We start from the raw sequence: 18,586 nt of genomic DNA on the forward strand, positions 1-18,586 counted from the left end.
AATAATTTCGATGCATAAATTTGCCAATCAACGGGAACCGTAATGGATGCCGCGCGTTAAGCGCTATACATCGTTAAGGAGCTGACCAACCCGTGAAATTCGGTGCCCATGAAGTGATGGAAGTTTCGGAGATATTGTCCGAGAAGATGAATTTGATCAACCATATGGCGTTGTACGAGCAAGAAGCGCAAGACGAGCAGCTTCGCTCGATGATTCGCCGCCAGATGGATATGGCGATCGCCGCGTACGACAATATGTTGGCGTACACTCACGATTTCAGCGCGCGTCAAGGGATGCCGGCGCCGTTCGCGCAGCCGGACGCCAACATGGAACGGCTGAAATACGGCTTGCGCAACCCGCAGCCGGTCGCTCCGCAACGCACGGGCCGCTTCAACGACACGATGATCGCTACGGCGCTTCTCACGGCGCATAAGGCTTCCGCGACATGCCACATTCAACGCGGCCTCGAAGTGACCGACCCGACGTTGCGCCAGATGTTCATGAACGGCGCGATCACGTGCTTCAACCAAGCGTACGAGACGTTCCTCTTCATGAATCAGCAGGGGACGTATCAAGTGCCGACGATTCACGATCATACGGCGAAGACGATGCTCCACTCGTTCCTCCCGATGAACAACCAAGGGCTAATGATGGAAGAAGGGACGGCAGGCCAGATGCAGAACGGCATGCCAGCCTACGGCGGACAAAGCGCGCAAGGCGGGATGCAGGGTCAGATGCAGCAGCGCATGAACTCGAACCAAGCGATGCAAGCGGGCCAAGCCGGCCAAGCCGGCCAAGCCGGCATGTCGCCGAATGCGATGAATATGCCGCAGATGACCGGTCATTACATGAACCAATAATTGCCCAAGTAGGGAGAGCGCCCCATCCGGACGCTCTCCTTTTATGTTATAATGACAGGATGCAATGGGGGGAGAAGGAGCAGGTTGGCATGAGTCGAACAAGAACGGAAACGATGCGCCGCCGACGGGCGTCGTCCCGAAGACGCAAGCTCGCGGCGCTGAACGCGGCGTTGCTGATCGCCGTCGGCGTCGTTGTCGCTTGGAACGTGTGGGCGTCGAACTCGGGAGGGGAAACCGCGGACGAGCGTCCGATGCAGGAGAACCCTGCCGGGCCGACGCTCGGCGAGACCGAGGCGCCGGGCGACGACGCGGCCGCGCCGTCCGAGCCGGCGGGCGAGACGGGCAATGACGGCGAAGCGCCGGCTGAGGAACCGTCGGCGGACGGAGAAGCGGCGGAGCCGGAGTCCGGGACGGAGACGCCGGAGACCGAGACTCCCGGCGCGGGCGGCGACGGCGGACGCGTGAAGCTGGCCTTCGTCGGCGACGTGCTGCTCGGCGAGTACGTCGGTACGCTGCTGGAGCGGAACGGCTTCGATTATCCGTATCCGCATGTGAAGGGGCAGCTGCAGGGCGCGGATCTGGCGATCGCGAATTTGGAGACGTCGGTCACGTCGTTCGGCGGAGAGAAGCCGGGGAAGAAGCAATACGAGTTCCGCAGCGATCCGGACGCGCTGCCCGCGTTCAAGGAAGCGGGCTTCGATCTCGTCAACCTCGCGAACAATCATACGCTCGACTTCGGGCCGGACGCGCTGCGCGATACGATGAAGCATCTCGAAGAAAGCGATCTATTGCATGTCGGCGCCGGAGAGACGATCGAAGAAGCGTATGCGCCTGTATACGTCGAGAAGGACGGGCTGCGCATCGCGGTGTTCGGCTTCACGCGGGTCGTCCCGGACGTATCGTGGAAGGTCGACAAAAATAATTTCGGGCTGGCCCATACGTACGATTACACTGAGCCCGTCAAGGCAATCAAGAAGGCTGCCGGGGAAGCGGATCTCGTCGTCGTCATGGCGCATTGGGGCGAGGAGCGCGCGCAGGAGCCGCATCCGGAGAAGCAGGTCGATCTCGGCCGCCGGTTCATCGACGCCGGCGCGGATCTGGTCGTCGGCTCGCACCCGCACGTGCTGCAAGGGTTCGAGCGATACGGCGGCGGATGGATCGCGTACAGCTTGGGCAACTTCATCTTCACGAAATCCAAAGATCCGCTGACGTACGAAGCCGCGATTCTGGAGGCGGAATGCGGCGGGGGCGGCGATTGCAGCCTGAAGCTGACGCCATACTTCGCGGATACGCCGCAGCCGCAGCCGATGCCGCCGGAGCGGACGAAGGAGCTGCTGGCGCGGCTCGATAAGCTGTCCGTGGGAGCTTCGGTCGACGCCGAAGGGAATATCGAGTCGACCGACGAGTGACGAAGACGAACGAAGACGACGAACGACGTACATAGGGGAGATCGCGACGTTATGAAATACCACAACGTATATTGCATCGGGCGCAACTACGCGTTGCACGCGAAGGAGCTCGGCAACGAGGTGCCGAAATCGCCGATCGTATTTCTGAAGCCGACGCATGCGCTCGTGCCGTTCGAGGGAACCGTTCCGATGCCGGCGGGCGTCGGCGAAGTGCATCACGAAGCGGAGATCGTGCTCCGCGTCGCCAAGGCGTACGAGCCGGGGGCGAACGTCGACGATCTGATCGACCGGATGACGCTCGGGCTGGACTTCACGCTTCGGGACGTGCAATCCGAGCTGAAGAGCAAGGGGCAGCCTTGGCTCGCGGCCAAAGGCTTCCGGCATTCGGCGCCGATCTGCGAATGGATGCGATTCCCAGGCGCGGCCGCGATCCAAGACGTCGAGTTTCAGCTGATGAAGAACGGCGAGACGGCGCAGCGCGGCAATGCGCGCGACATGATCTTCTCGCTGCAGGCGTTGGTCGATCATCTGGGGACGAACTACGGACTGGGCGAAGGCGACGTCATCTTCACGGGCACGCCGGCGGGCGTCGGACCGGTCGCGGACGGCGACGCGTTGGAGCTCGCGTTGGAAGGGCAAACGGTCGGCGCTTGCGTCATCTCGATGAAGTAGCGAGACGCCCGGGCACGAAGAAGCGAGGCGCTCCGGTAAGGAGGCCTCGCTTCTTCGTTTACGCATACGCTTCGGGAATGGCGTCCTGGTAGGCGTCGCGTATTTTCAATATGGCGGGCAATTGCTCGAAGAACGCGTCGACGACCTTCGGGTCGAAGTGCTGGCCGCGCTCTTCCTTGAACAAGTTTAAGATGCGGTCAAGCTCCCAAGCCTTCTTATATACGCGCTCGCTGCCCAAGGCGTCGAACACGTCCGCGATCGCGGTGATCCGGCCGTACACGTGGATTTCTTCGCCCTTCAGCCCGTTCGGGTAGCCGCGGCCGTTCCACTTCTCGTGGTGCTGGGAAGCGACGACGGCGGCGATCTTCAGCAGCTCGCGGCGCGAATTTTTCAGAAGATTGTATCCGATCGTCGTATGCGTCTTCATGATGTCGTATTCCTCGTCCGTCAGCTTGCCAGGCTTCTTCAGGACGGCGTCGGGAATCGCGACCTTGCCGATGTCGTGCATCGGCGACGCAAGCTTCAGCTTCTCGGCGTCTTCTTGGGAGATGCCCATCCCGAGCGCCAGCACGTACGAATATTCCGCGACGCGTTTGACGTGGTTGCCCGTCTCCTTCGAACGGCTCTCGCCGATCTCGCCCATCGTGAAGATGATTTCCTTCTGCGTCTCTTCGATTTCCTGCTGCAGCATGACGGATTCGATCGACTTCCCGGAGTAGGAGGCGGCCAGCTTCAAATACTCGAGATCTTTGTTCGAAAATACTTCCGCTTCCGTCAGCTTATTAATCGCTTGATACGCTCCGATGATCCGCCCTTCGTTGTTCCGGAACGGCACGACCATGAGCGCCTTCGTATGGTAGCCGGTGCGCTTGTCGACGGCGATGGCGCCGCTCAGCAGGACGTCCCGGTACGGCACGTTGGTGTAGGCGTCGTCGATGAAGATCGCTTCGCCGGAGGAGATCGACATGCCGACGAGGCCGGAGCTCAGCGGGATCCGAATTTCCTTGACGCCGTGCGCGACCGTCGTGAACAGCTCTTCGGTCCGCTCGTCGATGAGCCAGACCGAGCATCGGTCGGCCACGACCATCTCGCGGCCCATGTTCGCCATGAGGATCAATACGTTGTCGAGAATGCGTTCGTTCGCGATCTTGGCCGTATATTCGAAGATGACGCTAAGCATCTGCTCGGACGACAGGTCTTGCTTCATCTTGACGACTTCTAATTCGTATTCATCATGCATGCGTCGGCACCTCTCCGGCTGGTTGCTGATCCTGTTAAATAGCAACCTTATTTTAGCAGAGAGCGCGCGGTTTATCGACGGTTTTTTCGAAACGAAAAAAATTTTTTGAATATTTAGACGTATCATTATATGATACAATTACGCATAAAGACTAACCATGGAGGTGGCGCGAATGGCGAATTCGGACGGCAAGTATATCTTCGTGTTTACGGGGCCCGACGGATCGGGACGCAAGTCCGTGGCGGACGCGGTCGGCCTCACCCTGGGCGTCAGGAAGGTCATCTCGTATACGACGCGGGGCAGGCGACCGATCGAAGAGGATGGGCAGGATTACAACTTCGTCAGCGAGGCGGAATTCCGGGAAGCGGCGGCGTCGGGTCAATTCGTGGAGCATCTTACGATCGACGGATACCGGTACGGCATTAAGGAAGCGGATATTTCTTCCGCGTTCGAGAAGGGAAGCGTTTACCTCATTCTCAACCGCCACGGCGCGGACATTTTGCGGGAGCTGTACGGAGACGTGGTCATCCGCATCTTCCTGTACGCGGACCGGAATACGATCCGGGAGCGGCAGGAGCAGGAAGGGTTATCCGAGCCGGAAATCGAGCAGCGGTTATCCCACTACGACGAGGACATGGCCTACGGGCCGCAGTGCGAGCATTCGGTGGAAAACATCAACGACCTCGGGCATACGATTTTCCATGTGACGAACGTCCTGGAGGAGTATTTGCAGCGGGATCTGGTCGACAAGGACTAATGTAAGGTTTGTTCGGAAATAGGCTTCGGGTAAGCTCGGGCGCTTCGGCGCTCGGGCTTTTTTTATGTTAAATTCATGACGAAAACGTAAATGTTTTATGTTATGTAACGTATGTGTCATATCTTTAATCAAAGATGAATTTTTGATGTAAATTATATTGACATGTTGGTTTGATCGCTTCTATAATTTGGCTAACGAACGATTCGCCACATACAGAGAAGAATCGTTCGGAAACCATCGGGGAGTGGTGTAGATATGAAGAGAAGGTTGTCTATGTTGTCGTCGACGTTCGTTGCGGCCGCTATGGTATTGACGGCTTGCGCGACGGGGGCTTCGACGACGACGGAGAGCGGCACCGGGGGTTCTGCGACATCCGGCGAGACGGGGGAGACGATTAAAGTCGGCATCTTGCACAGCCTGAGCGGGACGATGGCGATCAGCGAAGTATCGGTCCATGACTCGGAGCTGTTGGCGATCAAGGAAATTAACGAAAAGGGCGGCGTATTAGGCAAACAAATCGAACCGGTCGTCGAGGACGGCGCGTCCGACTGGCCGACGTTCGCGGAGAAGGCGAGAAAGCTCATTTCGAGCGACGGCGTGGCGACGGTGTTCGGCGGCTGGACGTCGGCGAGCCGGAAGGCGATGCTGCCGGTGTTCGAGGAACTGAACGGCTTGCTCTGGTACCCGGTGCAATACGAAGGACTGGAGCAGTCGCCGAACATTATGTACACCGGCGCGACGACGAACCAGCAGATCGTGCCGTCGGTGACGTGGCTGCTGGAGAACCGCGGGAAGTCGTTCTTCCTGCTCGGCTCGGATTACGTGTTCCCGAGAACGGCGAACAAGATCATCAAGGCGCAGCTCGAAGCGGAGGGCGGCACGCTCGTCGGCGAAGAGTATACGCCGCTCGGCCATACGGACTACTCGACGGTCATCAGCAAAATTCAAGCGGCGAAGCCGGATATCGTGTACAACACGCTCAACGGCGACAGCAACGTAGCGTTCTTCAAGCAACTGAAGGATGCGGGCATCGGCGCCGACGACATCACGACGTTGTCCGTCTCGGTCGCGGAGGAAGAGGTTCGCGGCATCGGGCCCGACGTGCTGGAAGGGCATCTGACGGCATGGAACTATTACCAGACGACGGAGACGGAGGAGAACAAGGCGTTCGTCGAGGCGTACAAGGCGGCTTACGGCGAAGACCGCGTGACGAGCGACCCGGCCGAAGCGGGCTACATCGCGGTGTACCTGTGGGCGGCGGCGGTCGAGAAGGCCGGTTCGACGGACGTCGACAAGGTGAAGGAAGCGGCGGCGGGCCTGACGTTCCAAGCGCCGGAAGGACTCGTGACGATCGACGGCGAGACGCAGCACATCTATAAGCCTGTACGAATCGGCGAAGTGCAAGCGGACGGCATGATTAAGGAAATCTACAGCACGCCGGAGCCGGTGAAGCCGGACCCGTACTTGAAGGGCTACGAGTGGGCGGCGGGTTTGAGCGAAGGCGAGTGACGAGCCGCAAGGAGATGCCGAACGTTCGGAAGCGGAAGAAAGCATAATGGCCGGGCGGCGGATCTTCGCCGCCCTTCTTGTCCAACTCGCGCAAGAAGGAGTGTGAATGATGGAAGTTTGGATCCTTCAGCTGTTTAACGGCATCAGCGTCAGCTCGATTTTGCTGCTCGTCGCGCTGGGCCTCGCCGTCACCTTCGGGCTGATGAACGTCATCAACATGGCGCACGGCGAGCTGATCATGATCGGCGCGTATACGGCGTACGTCGTGCAGCGCGCCTTCCTCGCGTACGCGCCGAAGGCGTCGTTCGACTGGTATTTCGTCTTGGCGCTGCCGCTGTCCTTCGCGGCGGCGGCGTTCATCGGCTGGCTGATGGAGGTCGGGCTGATCCGATTTCTCTATGGCAGACCGCTCGACAGCCTGCTCGCGACATGGGGCGTCGGCATGGTGCTGCAGCAAGCGGCGCGCAGCGTGTTCGGCGCGCCGAACGTCGCGGTGACGAGTCCGTCCTGGCTGAACGGCGGGCTCGACATCGGATCGGGCCTCGTCCTGACGTATAAGCGATTGTTCATCATCGCGCTCGTCCTCGCGGTGCTGATCGCAATGTATTTCTACATCTATCGCTCGCGCGCCGGCCGCAACATGCGGGCCGTCATGCAAAACCGCGACATGGCCGCCTGCCTCGGCGTCTCGACGCGGCGCGTCGACGCGGCGAGCTTCGCCATCGGGGCCGGCATCGCCGGCGTCGCGGGCTGCGCGCTGTCGCTGCTCGGACCGATCGGGCCGTCGCTCGGCACGTATTACATCGTCGACGCGTTCATGGTCGTCGTGCTCGGCGGCGTCGGCAAGCTGATCGGTACCGTCGTCGGCGCCGCCGGCATCGGCATTACGAGCACGCTGTTCGAATCGTGGACGTCGGCGTCGCTCGGCAAAGTGCTCGTATTCGCGCTCGTCGTAGCGTTCCTGCAGTGGCGCCCGCGCGGCTTCGTCGCGATGAAGACGCGGGCGCTGGACGGACAATAGAGGGGGGGAGCGGCATGCTGGGTATGGGAAGGACGGGCGGGCGCGCGATCCCGAAGCCGTGGCTGCTCGCGGCGTACGGCGTCGCCGTCGTCTTGCTCTTGATCGCCCCGATGTTTCTGTCGGATTTCCGGCTGAACCTGCTGTCCAAGTTTTTGGCGTTCGCGATATTGGCGCTCGGCTTGGACCTGCTGTGGGGGTATACGGGAATTTTGAGCTTGGGGCAAGGGGTCTTTTTCGGATTAGGGGCTTATAGCATGGCGATGTATTTGAAGTTGGAAGCGACGGGCGGGAAGCTGCCCGACTTCATGAGCTGGAGCGGGATCGACAAGCTGCCCGCGTACTGGGCGCCGTTCGGCAGCTTCGGCTTCGCGCTGGCCGCGGCGATCGCGCTGCCGGCGCTGCTCGCCTTCGCGCTCGGCTGGTTTACGTTCCGCAACCGGGTGCGCGGCGTGTACTTCACGATTCTGACGCAGGCGCTCGTCATCATCGCGGTGACGCTGTTCGTCGGGCAGCAAGGGTATACCGGCGGTACGAACGGCATTACGTCGTTCAAGACCGTGCTCGGATTTTCGTTGTCCGACCCGAACGTGAAGAAGGCGCTGTATTACATCACCGCGGCGGTGCTGATCGGCTGCTTCGTCCTGTGCCGCTGGCTCGTGTCTACGCGGCTCGCGCGCGTCCTCGAGGCGATCCGCGACGGGGAAAACCGGGTGCGCTTCTTCGGTTACGATCCTGCGGTGTTCCAGTCGTTCGCGTTCGCGCTGTCGGGCGCGTTCGCGGGACTCGCCGGCGTGCTGTTCGTGTTTCACGTCGGCATCATCTCCCCGTCGATGATGGGCATCGTGCCGTCGATCGAGATGGTGTTGTGGGTGGCGGCCGGCGGCCGAGGCACCTTGATCGGAGCGGTCGTCGGGACGCTCGCGTTGAACGGGTCCAAGAGTCTGATCAGCGAAGCGTATCCGGACGGGTGGCTCCTTTTCCTCGGGGCGTTGTTCATTATTGTCGTCGTGTTTCTGCCGCGGGGGCTCGTCGGGCTGTTCGGCACGGCGGTCGACTTCATTCGAAGAAGGGGGAAGCGTCATGATCGAATCCCGTATCGTTCTGTCGTGTCGGAAGGTGAGCGTCAGCTTTGACGGATTTCTCGCGCTGCGGGAGATGGATTTCTCGCTGGCGCACGGGGAGCTTCGGTTCCTCATCGGTCCGAATGGGGCCGGCAAGACGACGATGTTGGACGCGATCTGCGGCAAGGTGAAGCCGAAGAGCGGAAGCGTGCTGTTCCATCAAGGCGAAGCGGACATCGATCTGACCCGGCTGAAGGAGCACGGCATCGCCTCCTGCGGCATCGGGAGGAAGTTCCAGGCGCCGTCCGTCTTCGCCGCGCTTACGGTGTGGGAGAACTTGGAGATCGCGATGAAGCAGAAGCGGGACGTGTTTTCGCTCCTGTTCGCGAAGCTCGGGGAGGAGCAGCGGGAGCGGATCGACGATGCGCTGCGGATGGTCGGGCTCGCGGGCAAGACCGCCTGGAAGGCGGGGGCGCTGTCGCACGGCGAGAAGCAGTGGCTCGAAATCGGCATGATTCTCTTGGCCGATCCGCAGGTGCTGCTGTTGGATGAGCCGGTGGCGGGCATGACGGACGAGGAAACCGAGAAGACCGGAAGGCTGCTGCAGGAGATTATCAAGAACCGCAGCGTCGTCGTCGTCGAGCACGATATGGACTTCGTCCGGCAATTCTCCTCGAAGGTGACGGTGATGCACGAGGGGGCGCTGCTGACGGAAGGCACGATGGCCGAGGTACAGCGCGACGAGCGGGTGGCCGAGGTGTATTTAGGAAAGATGGCGGGGTGAACGGCGGATGTTGACGGTCAGCGGCTTGGAATCGGGATACGGAGAGAGCATGGTGGTGCGCGACGTCGGCTTCTCGCTGGAGCCCGGCCGCGTCACCTGCTTGATGGGAAGGAACGGGGTCGGCAAGACGACCCTATTGAAGACGATCATGGGCGTCATCCGGGCGAAGCGCGGCTCTGTTCGGTGGAACGGCGACGAGCTGCTCGGCGAGCCGCCGTCCCGGCGCGCCCGCAGCGGGATCGGGTACGTGCCGCAGGGACGCGAAATATTCCCGCAGCTGACCGTGGAGGAGAACGTGCTGCTCGGGCTCGAAGCGAACCCGAAACGAAGGCGCGCCGGCGTGCCGGCGGCCGTCTACGAACGGTTCCCGGTGCTGTACGAGATGCGTTCGCGCCGCGGCGGGGATCTCTCCGGCGGGCAGCAGCAGCAGCTGGCGTTCGCGCGGGCGCTCGTCTCGGAGCCTGCGATGCTGCTGCTCGACGAGCCGACGGAGGGCATCCAGCCGAACATCGTGATGGACATCGCCCGGCTCATCGGCGAGCTGCGCGCCAAAGGGCTCGCCGTGCTCCTCGTCGAGCAGAGCGTGACGTTCGCCCGCGAAGCGGCCGACGCGTTCCTCGTGCTCGATAAGGGCACGATCGTAGCGCAGGGCGCTATCGAGGAGCTGGACGAAAGCATCATTCATCGACACTTGACGGTGTAGGAGGCGAGCGACGTGCATTTGACGGAGAGGGAAAAGGAGAAGCTGCTCGTCACGATGGCCGCCGACGTCGCGAGGCGCCGGCTGGCGCGCGGCGTGAAGCTGAACGTGCCCGAGGCGACGGCGCTCATTGCGTCGGAGCTGCTAGAGGGCGCCCGGGACGGGTTGACGGTGGCGCAGCTGATGCAGTTAGGCGCGAAGGTGCTGACGCGCGAGCAAGTGATGGAGGGCGTGCCGGACATCGTGCGCGAGGTGCAGGTCGAAGCGACGTTCCCGGACGGGACGAAGCTCGTGACGGTGCACGACCCGATTCGATGAGGAGGAACGAGCCATGCTGGTCCCAGGGGAAATTCGCGCGGCGGCGGGCGACGTCGAGCTCGCCGCCGGCAGAACGCAGGCGGAAATTACGGTAGTGAATACGGGCGACCGACCGGTGCAGGTCGGCTCGCATGCGCACTTCTTCGAGGTGAACCGGGCGCTGCTGTTCGATCGGCTGAAGGCGTACGGCATGCGGCTCCATATCCCGTCCGGCACGGCCGTCCGGTTCGAGCCGGGCGAGGAGAAGCCGGTGACGCTCGTCGCGATCGGCGGGGCCCGGCTCGCTTACGGCATGAGCGGCATCGCGGCCGGCCCGGCGATCGCCGGCGAGCCGCTGCCGGACTACGTTGCGACGAGGCTTGAAGCGTGGGAGGGATCCGGGCCGTGACGAAGATGAGCCGCGCCGCCTACGCGAACATGTTCGGGCCGACGACGGGCGATGCCGTCCGTCTGGCCGACACGGACCTATGGGCGGTCATCGAGAAAGACTTCACCGTCTATGGCGACGAAATCAAATTCGGCGGCGGCAAGACGATACGCGACGGGATGGGGCAATCGTCCCGGGCGACGCGGTCGCAGGGCGGAGTGCTGGATACCGTGATTACGAATGCGACGGTCATCGATCATTGGGGCATCGTGAAAGGGGACGTCGGCATCCGCGACGGGCGCATCGTCGCCGTCGGCAAGGCCGGCAACCCCGACATGATGGACGGGGTCGACCCGCGCCTCGTCGTCGGCGCCTCGACGGAGGTTATCGCGGGCGAAGGCAAGATCGTCACCGCGGGCGGCATCGACAGCCATATCCACTTCATCTGTCCGCAGCAGATCGACGAGGCGCTTGCCTCGGGCGTGACGACGATGCTCGGCGGCGGCACGGGACCGGCGACGGGCACGAACGCGACGACGGTGACGCCGGGCGCGTGGCATCTGCATCGGATGCTGGAGGCGGCCGAAGCGTTCCCGATGAATTTAGGATTCTTAGGTAAAGGCAACGCCTCCTTCGAGGAGCCGCTGCGGGAGCAGATCGAAGCGGGCGCGATCGGGCTGAAGCTGCACGAGGATTGGGGCACGACGCCGGCGGCGATCGACGCGTGTCTGCGGGTGGCGGACGCGTACGACGTGCAGGTGGCGATCCATACGGACACGCTGAACGAATCCGGCTTCGTGGAAGACACGATCGCCGCGATTCGCGGACGCACGATTCACACGTACCATACGGAAGGTGCCGGCGGCGGGCACGCCCCGGACATTATCAAGATCGCGTCGCTGCCGAACGTGCTGCCGTCCTCGACGAATCCGACGCGCCCGTTCACGGTCAACACGATCGAGGAGCATCTCGACATGCTGATGGTATGCCATCATCTCGACGCTTCGATCCCCGAGGACGTGGCGTTCGCGGATTCGCGGATTCGGCCGGAGACGATCGCGGCGGAGGACATCCTGCACGACCGCGGCGTGTTCAGCATGATTTCATCGGACTCGCAGGCGATGGGACGCGTCGGCGAGGTGCTCATTCGGACGTGGCAGACGGCGGATAAGATGAAGAAGCAGTTCGGCCCGTTGACGGCGCTGGGGGATATCGATGGCCGCGATAACGGCCGGATCAAGCGCTACGTCGCGAAGTACACGATCAACCCGGCGATCGCGCACGGCATGTCGCACCTGGTCGGCTCGGTCGAGCCGGGGAAGTTCGCGGACCTCGTCCTGTGGAGTCCGGCGTACTTCGGCGTGAAACCGGACATGGTGCTGAAGGGCGGCGGCATCGCTTGGGCGCAGATGGGCGACCCGAACGCGTCGATCCCGACGCCGCAGCCGGTGTGGGGGCGGCCGATGTTCGGCGCCTTCGGCAAGATGCGGTACGCCACGAGCATCACGTTCGTCTCGCAAGCGGCATACGACGCGGGCGTGCATCGCGAGCTGGGGCTGCAGAAGCTGGTGGAACCGGTGCGGCGGTGCCGCGACGTGGGGAAGGCGGATATGATCCACAACGACGAGACGCCGCTCATCGAGGTGAACCCGGAGACGTACGAAGTTCGGGTGGACGGCGAGCATGTGACGTGCGAGCCCGCGGAGACGCTGCCGATGGCGCAGCGGTACTTCTTGTTTTGAGCCGCTGGGCGTACGCGCAGCTGCTCGACTCGGCGCTGCCGATCGGCGCCTTCTCCCACTCGTTCGGCCTCGAGACGGCCGTGCAGGAGGGCGTCGTCGCGACGCGCGCCGACGTCGGCGCGTATATTGCCGCCATGCTGCGGCAGTCGTGGGCGCCGATGGACCTCGCCGCCGTCAAGGCGGTGTACCGCTGGGGCGCCGCGGCCGGCGAATGGGAGCGCGTCTGGGCGCTCGACGAGCGGCTGCACGCGTCGCGCTTCGCCTTCGAGTCGCGCGACGGCGCGTTGAAGATGGGCCGCCGGCTGCTGCGTCTCGCCGCGGCCATGCATCCGGCGCTGGACTGGGCGCCGCTGGAGCGAGCCGTCCGCGAGGAGGCGTGCCCCGGGGCGCATCCGACGGTGCACGGATACGTCGCCTATCGGCTCGGCGTCTCCGAAGACGAGGCGGCGGAGGGATATTTGTACGCGTGCGCCACGCTTGCGGCGAACACGGCGCTCCGGCTCATGTCGATCGGCCAGACGGAGGCGCAGTCGCTGCTCGCGTCGCTGCTGCCGGTCGTCGGCGAAGCGTGGGCGTCGGTGCGGGACGACGATCCCGAGGCGTATTATTCGGCGATGCCGGCGATGGACGGCTATATGATGCGGCACGAAGGGTTATACAGTCGGTTATTCATGTCGTGAGTCGTACGCCCGCCGCGTCGATCATTCGGAACGTTACTGGAAGAGATCATTCGAGGAGGAATTCGCTATGTGCCAAGGACAAAACCATCACCATCACCCCGAGTGGGCGCCGACGAACGTCGCCGTCGCCCGCCCGCTGCGCATCGGCATCGGAGGGCCGGTCGGCTCGGGCAAGACGGCGCTCGTGGAGCGGCTCGCTCGGAGCTTGAACGGCAAGTACAGCATCGCGGTCATTACGAACGACATCTACACGAAGGAAGACGCGCGCATTCTGGCGAACACCGAGGTGCTGCCGGAGGAGCGCATTATCGGCGTGGAGACGGGCGGCTGTCCGCACACGGCGATCCGGGAGGATGCGTCGATGAATTTCGAAGCGATTTCCGAGCTGGAGGAGCGATTCCCGAAACTCGACATGATCTTCATCGAGAGCGGCGGGGACAATTTGGCGGCGGCCTTTTCCCCGGAATTGGTGGATCGGTTCATCTATATTATCGACGTGGCGCAGGGCGAGAAAATTCCGCGCAAAGGCGGGCCGGGCATTATTCGCTCGGACTATCTCGTCATCAACAAAATCGACCTCGCCCCGCATGTGCGCGCTTCGCTGCAGGTGATGGAGGACGACACGAAGCGGATGCGCGGCGAACGGCCATACGTGTTTACGAATTTGTTCAGCGGCGAAGGGCTCGATCGGCTCGTGCATTGGGTGGAGCATCAGTACGAGGATGCTTTACGCGCCTAAGGCCGCCGGCGTCGGCGTCGGCTTCGGCGTCGCATCCGAGCTGCGGGCGGACTTCCGCCTGCGCGGCTCGCGGACGGCGTTGACGGACGCGTATTTCACGTCGCCGCTGAAGCTGACGAAGACGTTCCCGGTCGAAGGGGCGGACGGCGGCGTCTCGGCGACCGTCATGGACGTGTCGCCGGGACTGATGGACGGGGACGACTACGCGTTGACGTGGTCGATCGGGGACGGCTGCAGCGTCGGCGTGACGACGCAGTCGTACGCGAAGGCGCACCCGTCCCCGCGGTTCGGCGCGAAGCAGACGACGACGATCGCCGTCGGTTCGGGCGCGTCGCTCGTCTACGCGCCGCAGCCGACGATGCTGTACGCGGACGCGGCGTTCGCGTCCCGGACGCGCGTCGAGCTCGCGGACAACGCGACGCTGCTCTTGTTCGACACGCTGTGCGCGGGGCGCGTCCATTACGGCGCGGACGGCGAGGCGTTCCGCTACCGCTCGTTCGAGAGCGACCTGCTCGTCACCGCGCAGGGGCGCGTCGCGGCGGCCTCGCGGGTGCGGCTCGCCCCGGCCGAGCAGTCGCTTCAAGCGATCGGCGCGTTCGAGGGCGACACGCACGTCGGCGCGCTGTACGCCTTCGGGCCGTTCGCGGGCCGCGGGGCGGCGGAGGCGATGGCAGTTCAAGCTTCGGCGCTGACGCTCGGCGGCGCCGGCCTTCGCTGCGGCGTAAGCGCGCTGGCGCGGTACGGCGTCGCGGCGGTGGCGTCGGGGCGGTCCGCGTGGGCGGTGCACGAGGCGCTGCTGCGCATTGGCCGCGCGTTCGCGGCGTACGCCGACGCGTATGCGCCTCCCGCTTGCGCGCGTCTCGCTTGGCCGTTACAATAGGGGCACTTACGTCTGCCGGTATGGGGAGAGGGCCTCGATTCTATGTTCATAGCGCATTCGCATCTATCTTTAACCGAAGATATTTATTACCCGTTCGCCTGCGAGGAGTGGCTGTGCCGCGAAGCGGGCGAAGACCGCGTGCCCGTTCCGGCCGTCCATCTGTGGCGGCATGAGCGGGCTTTCGTGTTGGGACTGCGCGACAGCCGCCTGCCGAACGCGGCCGCCGCGATGGATTGGCTGGAGCGGGAGGAAGGCTACCGCGTCATGGTGCGCAATTCCGGCGGCGCCGCGGTGCCGCTCGATCTCGGCGTCGTGAACGTGACGCTCCTTCGACGCGGGGCGCCGGGCCGGCTCGATATGAACGCCGACTTCCGGCTGATGGCGGGACTGCTCGCCGGCACGCTGGAGCCGTTCGGAATCGCGTTCGACACGGGCGAGGTCGAAGGCTCGTACTGCCCCGGCGAATACGACCTTAGCGTCGGCGGGCGCAAGTTTTGCGGGCTGGCGCAGCGGCGGCGGCAGCGCGCCTACGCGGTGCAGGCGTTCGTCAACGCCGAAGGCGACGCCGCGGCGCGCGCTAAGCTCGTGCGCGAGTTTTACCGCCGCGCGGGCGGCGCGGGGCTCGACGTGCGCGCCGGCGTCATGGGCAGCTTGACCGAGCTGCATCCGGGCTTCCCGGGCGCCGAGAGTTGGCTGCGCTCGCTCGCGGCGTCGTTCGGCGAGGCGGAGCCGATGCCGCCCGCCGGCGCGTCCGCCGCGCGCGATATCGCCGCCGGGCTGCGCGCCCGTTACGATCCGCGCGAAGCGCGAGGGCAGGACGATAGGAAAGGACGAGAGCAATGATCATCGAAGTGATCGCGATCCGCGCGGGAGACGTCGAAGCGGCATGCAAATTCGGAGCGGACCGCATCGAATTGGTGACGGGGATCGCGGAGGGCGGACTTACGCCGAGCGCCGGGCTGATCGAACGCGCGGTTCGAACGGCGAGCGTTCCCGTGAACGTCATGCTGCGGCCTCACAGTCAATCGTTCGTCTACGGCGAGGAGGATTACAAGGTGCTCCTTCGGGACCTGAACGTCATTCGCGAAGCCGGGGCGGCCGGGTTCGTCTTCGGGGCGTTGACCGAAGACGGCGAGATCGACAGAGCGGGGCTGGAACGAGTTTTGGAGGAAGCGGGCGGCCTGGACATGACGTTCCACCGGGCGTTCGACGAAATCGAAGATCAGGAGGCCGCCTTGCGGACATTGGCGTTATATCCGCAGATCAAGCGCGTGTTGACCTCGGGCGGGAAGCGGCCCGCGCCGGAGGCGATTCCGCGAATCCGCCGGCTCTCCCGCTTAGGGGACGAGGTGGGCTTGCCGATTTTGGCCGGTCACGGCTTGAAGCCGGACACCGTCGGTTCCTTCGTCGCGTCCGCCGGCGTGCGCGAGGTGCATTTCGGCTCGGGCGTCCGCGAGAACGGCAGCTTCGATCGTCCGATCGATCCGGAGCGAATGCGCGCGGCACGTCGGAATCTAGGCTCGTAGAAAATCGCGAAGTCCGCGATTTTCGTCCATTGCGTCGCGAAGGCGATTCCGATTATAAATAAGTATCGATTCAACGAATACGCCGAACGGGGAGACTCCGGACATGGAAGTACGATTAGTAGAAGAATATCGCGGCGAAACGCTGGAAAACATTCATTACGGTCACGTCTGCGTGATCGACGATACCGGGAAGGTCGTTCTGCGCGCGGGAGACCCGGACTGGGTCACTTATATGCGATCGGCGGCGAAGCCGTTCCAAGCGATTCCGGCGTTCGTGCGCGGCATCGACGAGACATTCGGATTGACGGATCGGGAGCTGACGCTGCTGACCGCCTCGCACCGCGCCGAAGCGTCCCATGTGGAAGCGCTCGAATCCATGCTCGCGAAGATCGGCGTCGCGGAGGAATGCTTGGTTTGCGCGGAGACGTACCCCTTAAGCGCGCAGGCGCGGGATGCGCTCGTGATGGCCGGGAAGTCCAAGCGGCGCTTATACCATAACTGCTCCGGCAAACATCTGGGCGTATTGGCGCTGTGCAAGGCGATGGGATACGACACGGCGGGGTACGAGGAGCCTTCGCATCCGGCGCAGCGCGAAATTTTGCAGGCTGTCTCGATGTTCTCGGGCGTCAAGGAAGCGGACATTCGGCTCGGCACGGACGGCTGCGGCTTTCCGGTGTTCGCGCTGCCGCTTCGAAGCATCGCCGCGATGTTCTTGAAGCTGGCGTGCCCGGATCTGCTTCCGGACGAAGTATCGAGGCGGGCGGCGACGGAGATCGGACGGGTCATGAACGCGCAATCCGATATGGTGTCGGCTCCGTGGTTCATCTGCTCCAATCTGTTGAAGGACCCGAACATCGTCGCGAAGGGCGGCGCCAAAGGCGTATACGGCTTCGGACTCCGGAAGGAGCGCCTCGCGGTCGCCTTGAAGGTGCTGGACGGCTCCGAGGACGAATGGCCGATCGTCATCGCTTCCGTCCTGGAGCAGATCGGGTACGGCAACCGGGAGACGATCGAACGGATGTACCGATTAACGCCGAAGGAGATTAAGAACGATGCCGGCCTCGTCGTCGGCAGCAACCGAGCGGTCTTTACCTTGCGCTGATACGAGAAAATCGCGACCCTTGCCCGACGGGCAAGGGTTTTTCGCGCTTCGCGAAAATGGGGACGTCGGCGAAAGACGTCGACGGCTTCGCCCCCTGCGGTGTGGGAAATTCGCCTCCGTGGGCGAAATGCATCGCGGCCGCGCCGTGGGACAAATGCATCGCGCGATCCATATTGACACTGGAACGCTCCGTCCGAATCGAGTATCGTTCAACTCAATCGATCGACACCAAATAAGGACTGGAGGGGCGACCGCTTGAAGGAGACGATCATCGTCCGCCGCGTTCCCGGCCGCCGGAAGCCGGCGAAGGGGATATCCTGGACGCTACTGAAGAAAAGCAAGTATTACTATTTGATGTTTGCGATTCCGCTGCTGTATTTCCTAACGTTCGATTACATTCCGATGTTCGGCATCCTGATCGCGTTCAAGGACTACAGCGTATTCGACGGCATCCTCGGCAGCGAGTGGGTCGGACTCGCGTATTTTCAAGAGTTTCTAACCGATCCGTACTTTTACAGAATCTTGCGCAATACGCTCTTGATCGGCTTGTATCAAATCGCGTTCGCGTTCCCGGCGCCGATCGTGCTGGCCTTGTTATTGAACGAGCTGCGTCACGAGAAATTCAAGCGCTTCGTCCAAACCGTGTCGTATATGCCGCACTTCTTATCGACCGTCGTCGTCTGCGGCATTCTGGTCAACTTCTTGTCGTACGACGGGCTCGTCAACCAAGCGTTAGGTTTCTTCGGCATCGAAAACATTCATTTCCTTATGATCCCGGAATGGTTCCGAACGATTTACATCGGCTCGGGGATCTGGCAAGGAATCGGCTGGGGTTCGATCATCTATCTGGCCGCGCTGACCGCCATCGATCCGCAGCTGTACGACGCGGCCAAAATCGACGGAGCGAACCGATGGAAGCAGATGCGGCACGTGACGCTGCCCGGCATCGCCCCGACGATCGTCATCATGCTGCTGTTCAGCATCGGGGCGATTATGTCGGTGTCGTTCGAGAAGGTGCTGCTGCTGCAAAACGGCGCGAACTTCGATACGTCGGACATCATCTCCACCTATGTGTATCGAAGAGGTCTGGTATCGACCGACTTCAGCTACGCGACGGCCGTCGGACTGTTTAATTCCGTCGTCGCGTTATTCTTCCTGACCCTAGGGAACTACATTAGCAAGAAAGTCAGCGAAACGAGTCTGTGGTAAGGGGGGACGA

General features: G+C 62.9%; 20 protein-coding genes. 19 read left to right on the forward strand and 1 reads right to left on the reverse strand.

What is annotated here, in order from left to right:
• Window positions 1-92: 92 nt before the first annotated feature.
• The 3 genes from RIN49_RS10390 (at window position 93) to RIN49_RS10400 (ending at window position 2,941) form a co-directional block, all read left to right on the forward strand.
• Window positions 93-860, forward strand: coding sequence for a spore coat protein (locus tag RIN49_RS10390; protein WP_309120102.1), 768 nt, complete (start codon window positions 93-95; stop codon window positions 858-860).
• Between the two features lie 89 nt (window positions 861-949).
• Complete coding sequence (locus RIN49_RS10395) at window positions 950-2,269, forward strand: CapA family protein (protein ID WP_309120103.1); 1,320 nt, start codon at window positions 950-952, stop codon at window positions 2,267-2,269.
• Window positions 2,270-2,320: 51 nt separating this feature from the next.
• Window positions 2,321-2,941: a fumarylacetoacetate hydrolase family protein gene (locus RIN49_RS10400; RefSeq protein WP_309120104.1), complete on the forward strand. Its 621-nt coding sequence runs from the start codon at window positions 2,321-2,323 to the stop codon at window positions 2,939-2,941.
• Window positions 2,942-2,999: 58 nt separating this feature from the next.
• Here the strand turns inward: RIN49_RS10400 and RIN49_RS10405 are convergent, their stop codons facing one another.
• A complete protein-coding gene (locus RIN49_RS10405) occupies window positions 3,000-4,181 on the reverse strand; it encodes an HD domain-containing phosphohydrolase (RefSeq protein WP_309120105.1) in 1,182 nt (393 codons plus the stop codon).
• Between the two features lie 172 nt (window positions 4,182-4,353).
• On the opposite strand from RIN49_RS10405, the gene RIN49_RS10410 reads away from it, so the two are divergent.
• The 16 genes from RIN49_RS10410 (at window position 4,354) to RIN49_RS10485 (ending at window position 18,576) form a co-directional block, all read left to right on the forward strand.
• Window positions 4,354-4,938 (forward strand): guanylate kinase, encoded by a 585-nt coding sequence (locus RIN49_RS10410; RefSeq protein WP_309120106.1) that lies wholly within the window; start codon window positions 4,354-4,356, stop codon window positions 4,936-4,938.
• A 255-nt stretch (window positions 4,939-5,193) separates the two neighbouring features.
• Window positions 5,194-6,447, forward strand: coding sequence for an urea ABC transporter substrate-binding protein (urtA, locus tag RIN49_RS10415; protein ID WP_309120107.1), 1,254 nt, complete (start codon window positions 5,194-5,196; stop codon window positions 6,445-6,447).
• A 109-nt stretch (window positions 6,448-6,556) separates the two neighbouring features.
• Entirely contained in the window at window positions 6,557-7,468 is a 912-nt protein-coding gene (gene urtB, locus RIN49_RS10420) for an urea ABC transporter permease subunit UrtB (RefSeq protein ID WP_309120108.1), read from the forward strand.
• A 23-nt stretch (window positions 7,469-7,491) separates the two neighbouring features.
• Window positions 7,492-8,601, forward strand: a complete 1,110-nt coding sequence (gene urtC / locus RIN49_RS10425; protein ID WP_375295237.1) for an urea ABC transporter permease subunit UrtC — start codon at window positions 7,492-7,494, stop codon at window positions 8,599-8,601.
• Window positions 8,549-9,313: an urea ABC transporter ATP-binding protein UrtD gene (gene urtD / locus RIN49_RS10430; protein ID WP_309120109.1), complete on the forward strand. Its 765-nt coding sequence runs from the start codon at window positions 8,549-8,551 to the stop codon at window positions 9,311-9,313. The genes urtC and urtD overlap by 53 nt, the downstream gene beginning before the upstream one ends.
• Before the next feature lie 7 nt (window positions 9,314-9,320).
• Window positions 9,321-10,016, forward strand: a complete 696-nt coding sequence (urtE, locus tag RIN49_RS10435; protein ID WP_309120110.1) for an urea ABC transporter ATP-binding subunit UrtE — start codon at window positions 9,321-9,323, stop codon at window positions 10,014-10,016.
• A gap of 12 nt (window positions 10,017-10,028) precedes the next feature.
• A complete protein-coding gene (locus RIN49_RS10440) occupies window positions 10,029-10,331 on the forward strand; it encodes an urease subunit gamma (protein ID WP_309120111.1) in 303 nt (100 codons plus the stop codon).
• 16 nt (window positions 10,332-10,347) lie between these two features.
• Entirely contained in the window at window positions 10,348-10,719 is a 372-nt protein-coding gene (locus tag RIN49_RS10445; RefSeq protein WP_309120314.1) for an urease subunit beta, read from the forward strand.
• 5 nt (window positions 10,720-10,724) lie between these two features.
• A complete protein-coding gene (gene ureC, locus RIN49_RS10450; RefSeq protein WP_375295238.1) occupies window positions 10,725-12,440 on the forward strand; it encodes an urease subunit alpha in 1,716 nt (571 codons plus the stop codon).
• Complete coding sequence (locus RIN49_RS10455) at window positions 12,437-13,120, forward strand: urease accessory protein UreF (protein ID WP_309120113.1); 684 nt, start codon at window positions 12,437-12,439, stop codon at window positions 13,118-13,120. Before ureC ends, RIN49_RS10455 begins: the two co-directional genes overlap by 4 nt.
• Window positions 13,121-13,187: 67 nt before the next feature.
• On the forward strand, window positions 13,188-13,859 hold the full coding sequence (ureG, locus tag RIN49_RS10460) for an urease accessory protein UreG (protein WP_309120114.1): 672 nt from the start codon (window positions 13,188-13,190) through the stop codon (window positions 13,857-13,859).
• The gene (locus tag RIN49_RS10465) at window positions 13,843-14,739 is read left to right on the forward strand and encodes an urease accessory protein UreD (protein WP_309120115.1); all 897 of its coding nucleotides are present in this window, start codon (window positions 13,843-13,845) and stop codon (window positions 14,737-14,739) included. Before ureG ends, RIN49_RS10465 begins: the two co-directional genes overlap by 17 nt.
• Window positions 14,740-14,781: 42 nt before the next feature.
• Complete coding sequence (locus tag RIN49_RS10470) at window positions 14,782-15,582, forward strand: lipoate--protein ligase family protein (RefSeq protein WP_309120116.1); 801 nt, start codon at window positions 14,782-14,784, stop codon at window positions 15,580-15,582.
• Complete coding sequence (locus RIN49_RS10475) at window positions 15,579-16,265, forward strand: copper homeostasis protein CutC (RefSeq protein WP_309120117.1); 687 nt, start codon at window positions 15,579-15,581, stop codon at window positions 16,263-16,265. The genes RIN49_RS10470 and RIN49_RS10475 overlap by 4 nt, the downstream gene beginning before the upstream one ends.
• Window positions 16,266-16,368: 103 nt before the next feature.
• Window positions 16,369-17,367, forward strand: coding sequence for an asparaginase (locus tag RIN49_RS10480; RefSeq protein ID WP_309120118.1), 999 nt, complete (start codon window positions 16,369-16,371; stop codon window positions 17,365-17,367).
• Window positions 17,368-17,622: 255 nt separating this feature from the next.
• Complete coding sequence (locus RIN49_RS10485; protein WP_309120119.1) at window positions 17,623-18,576, forward strand: ABC transporter permease; 954 nt, start codon at window positions 17,623-17,625, stop codon at window positions 18,574-18,576.
• Window positions 18,577-18,586: the final 10 nt, after the last annotated feature.

Source organism: Paenibacillus sp., assembly GCF_031177825.1.
GTDB lineage: Bacteria > Bacillota > Bacilli > Paenibacillales > YIM-B00363 > Paenibacillus_AE.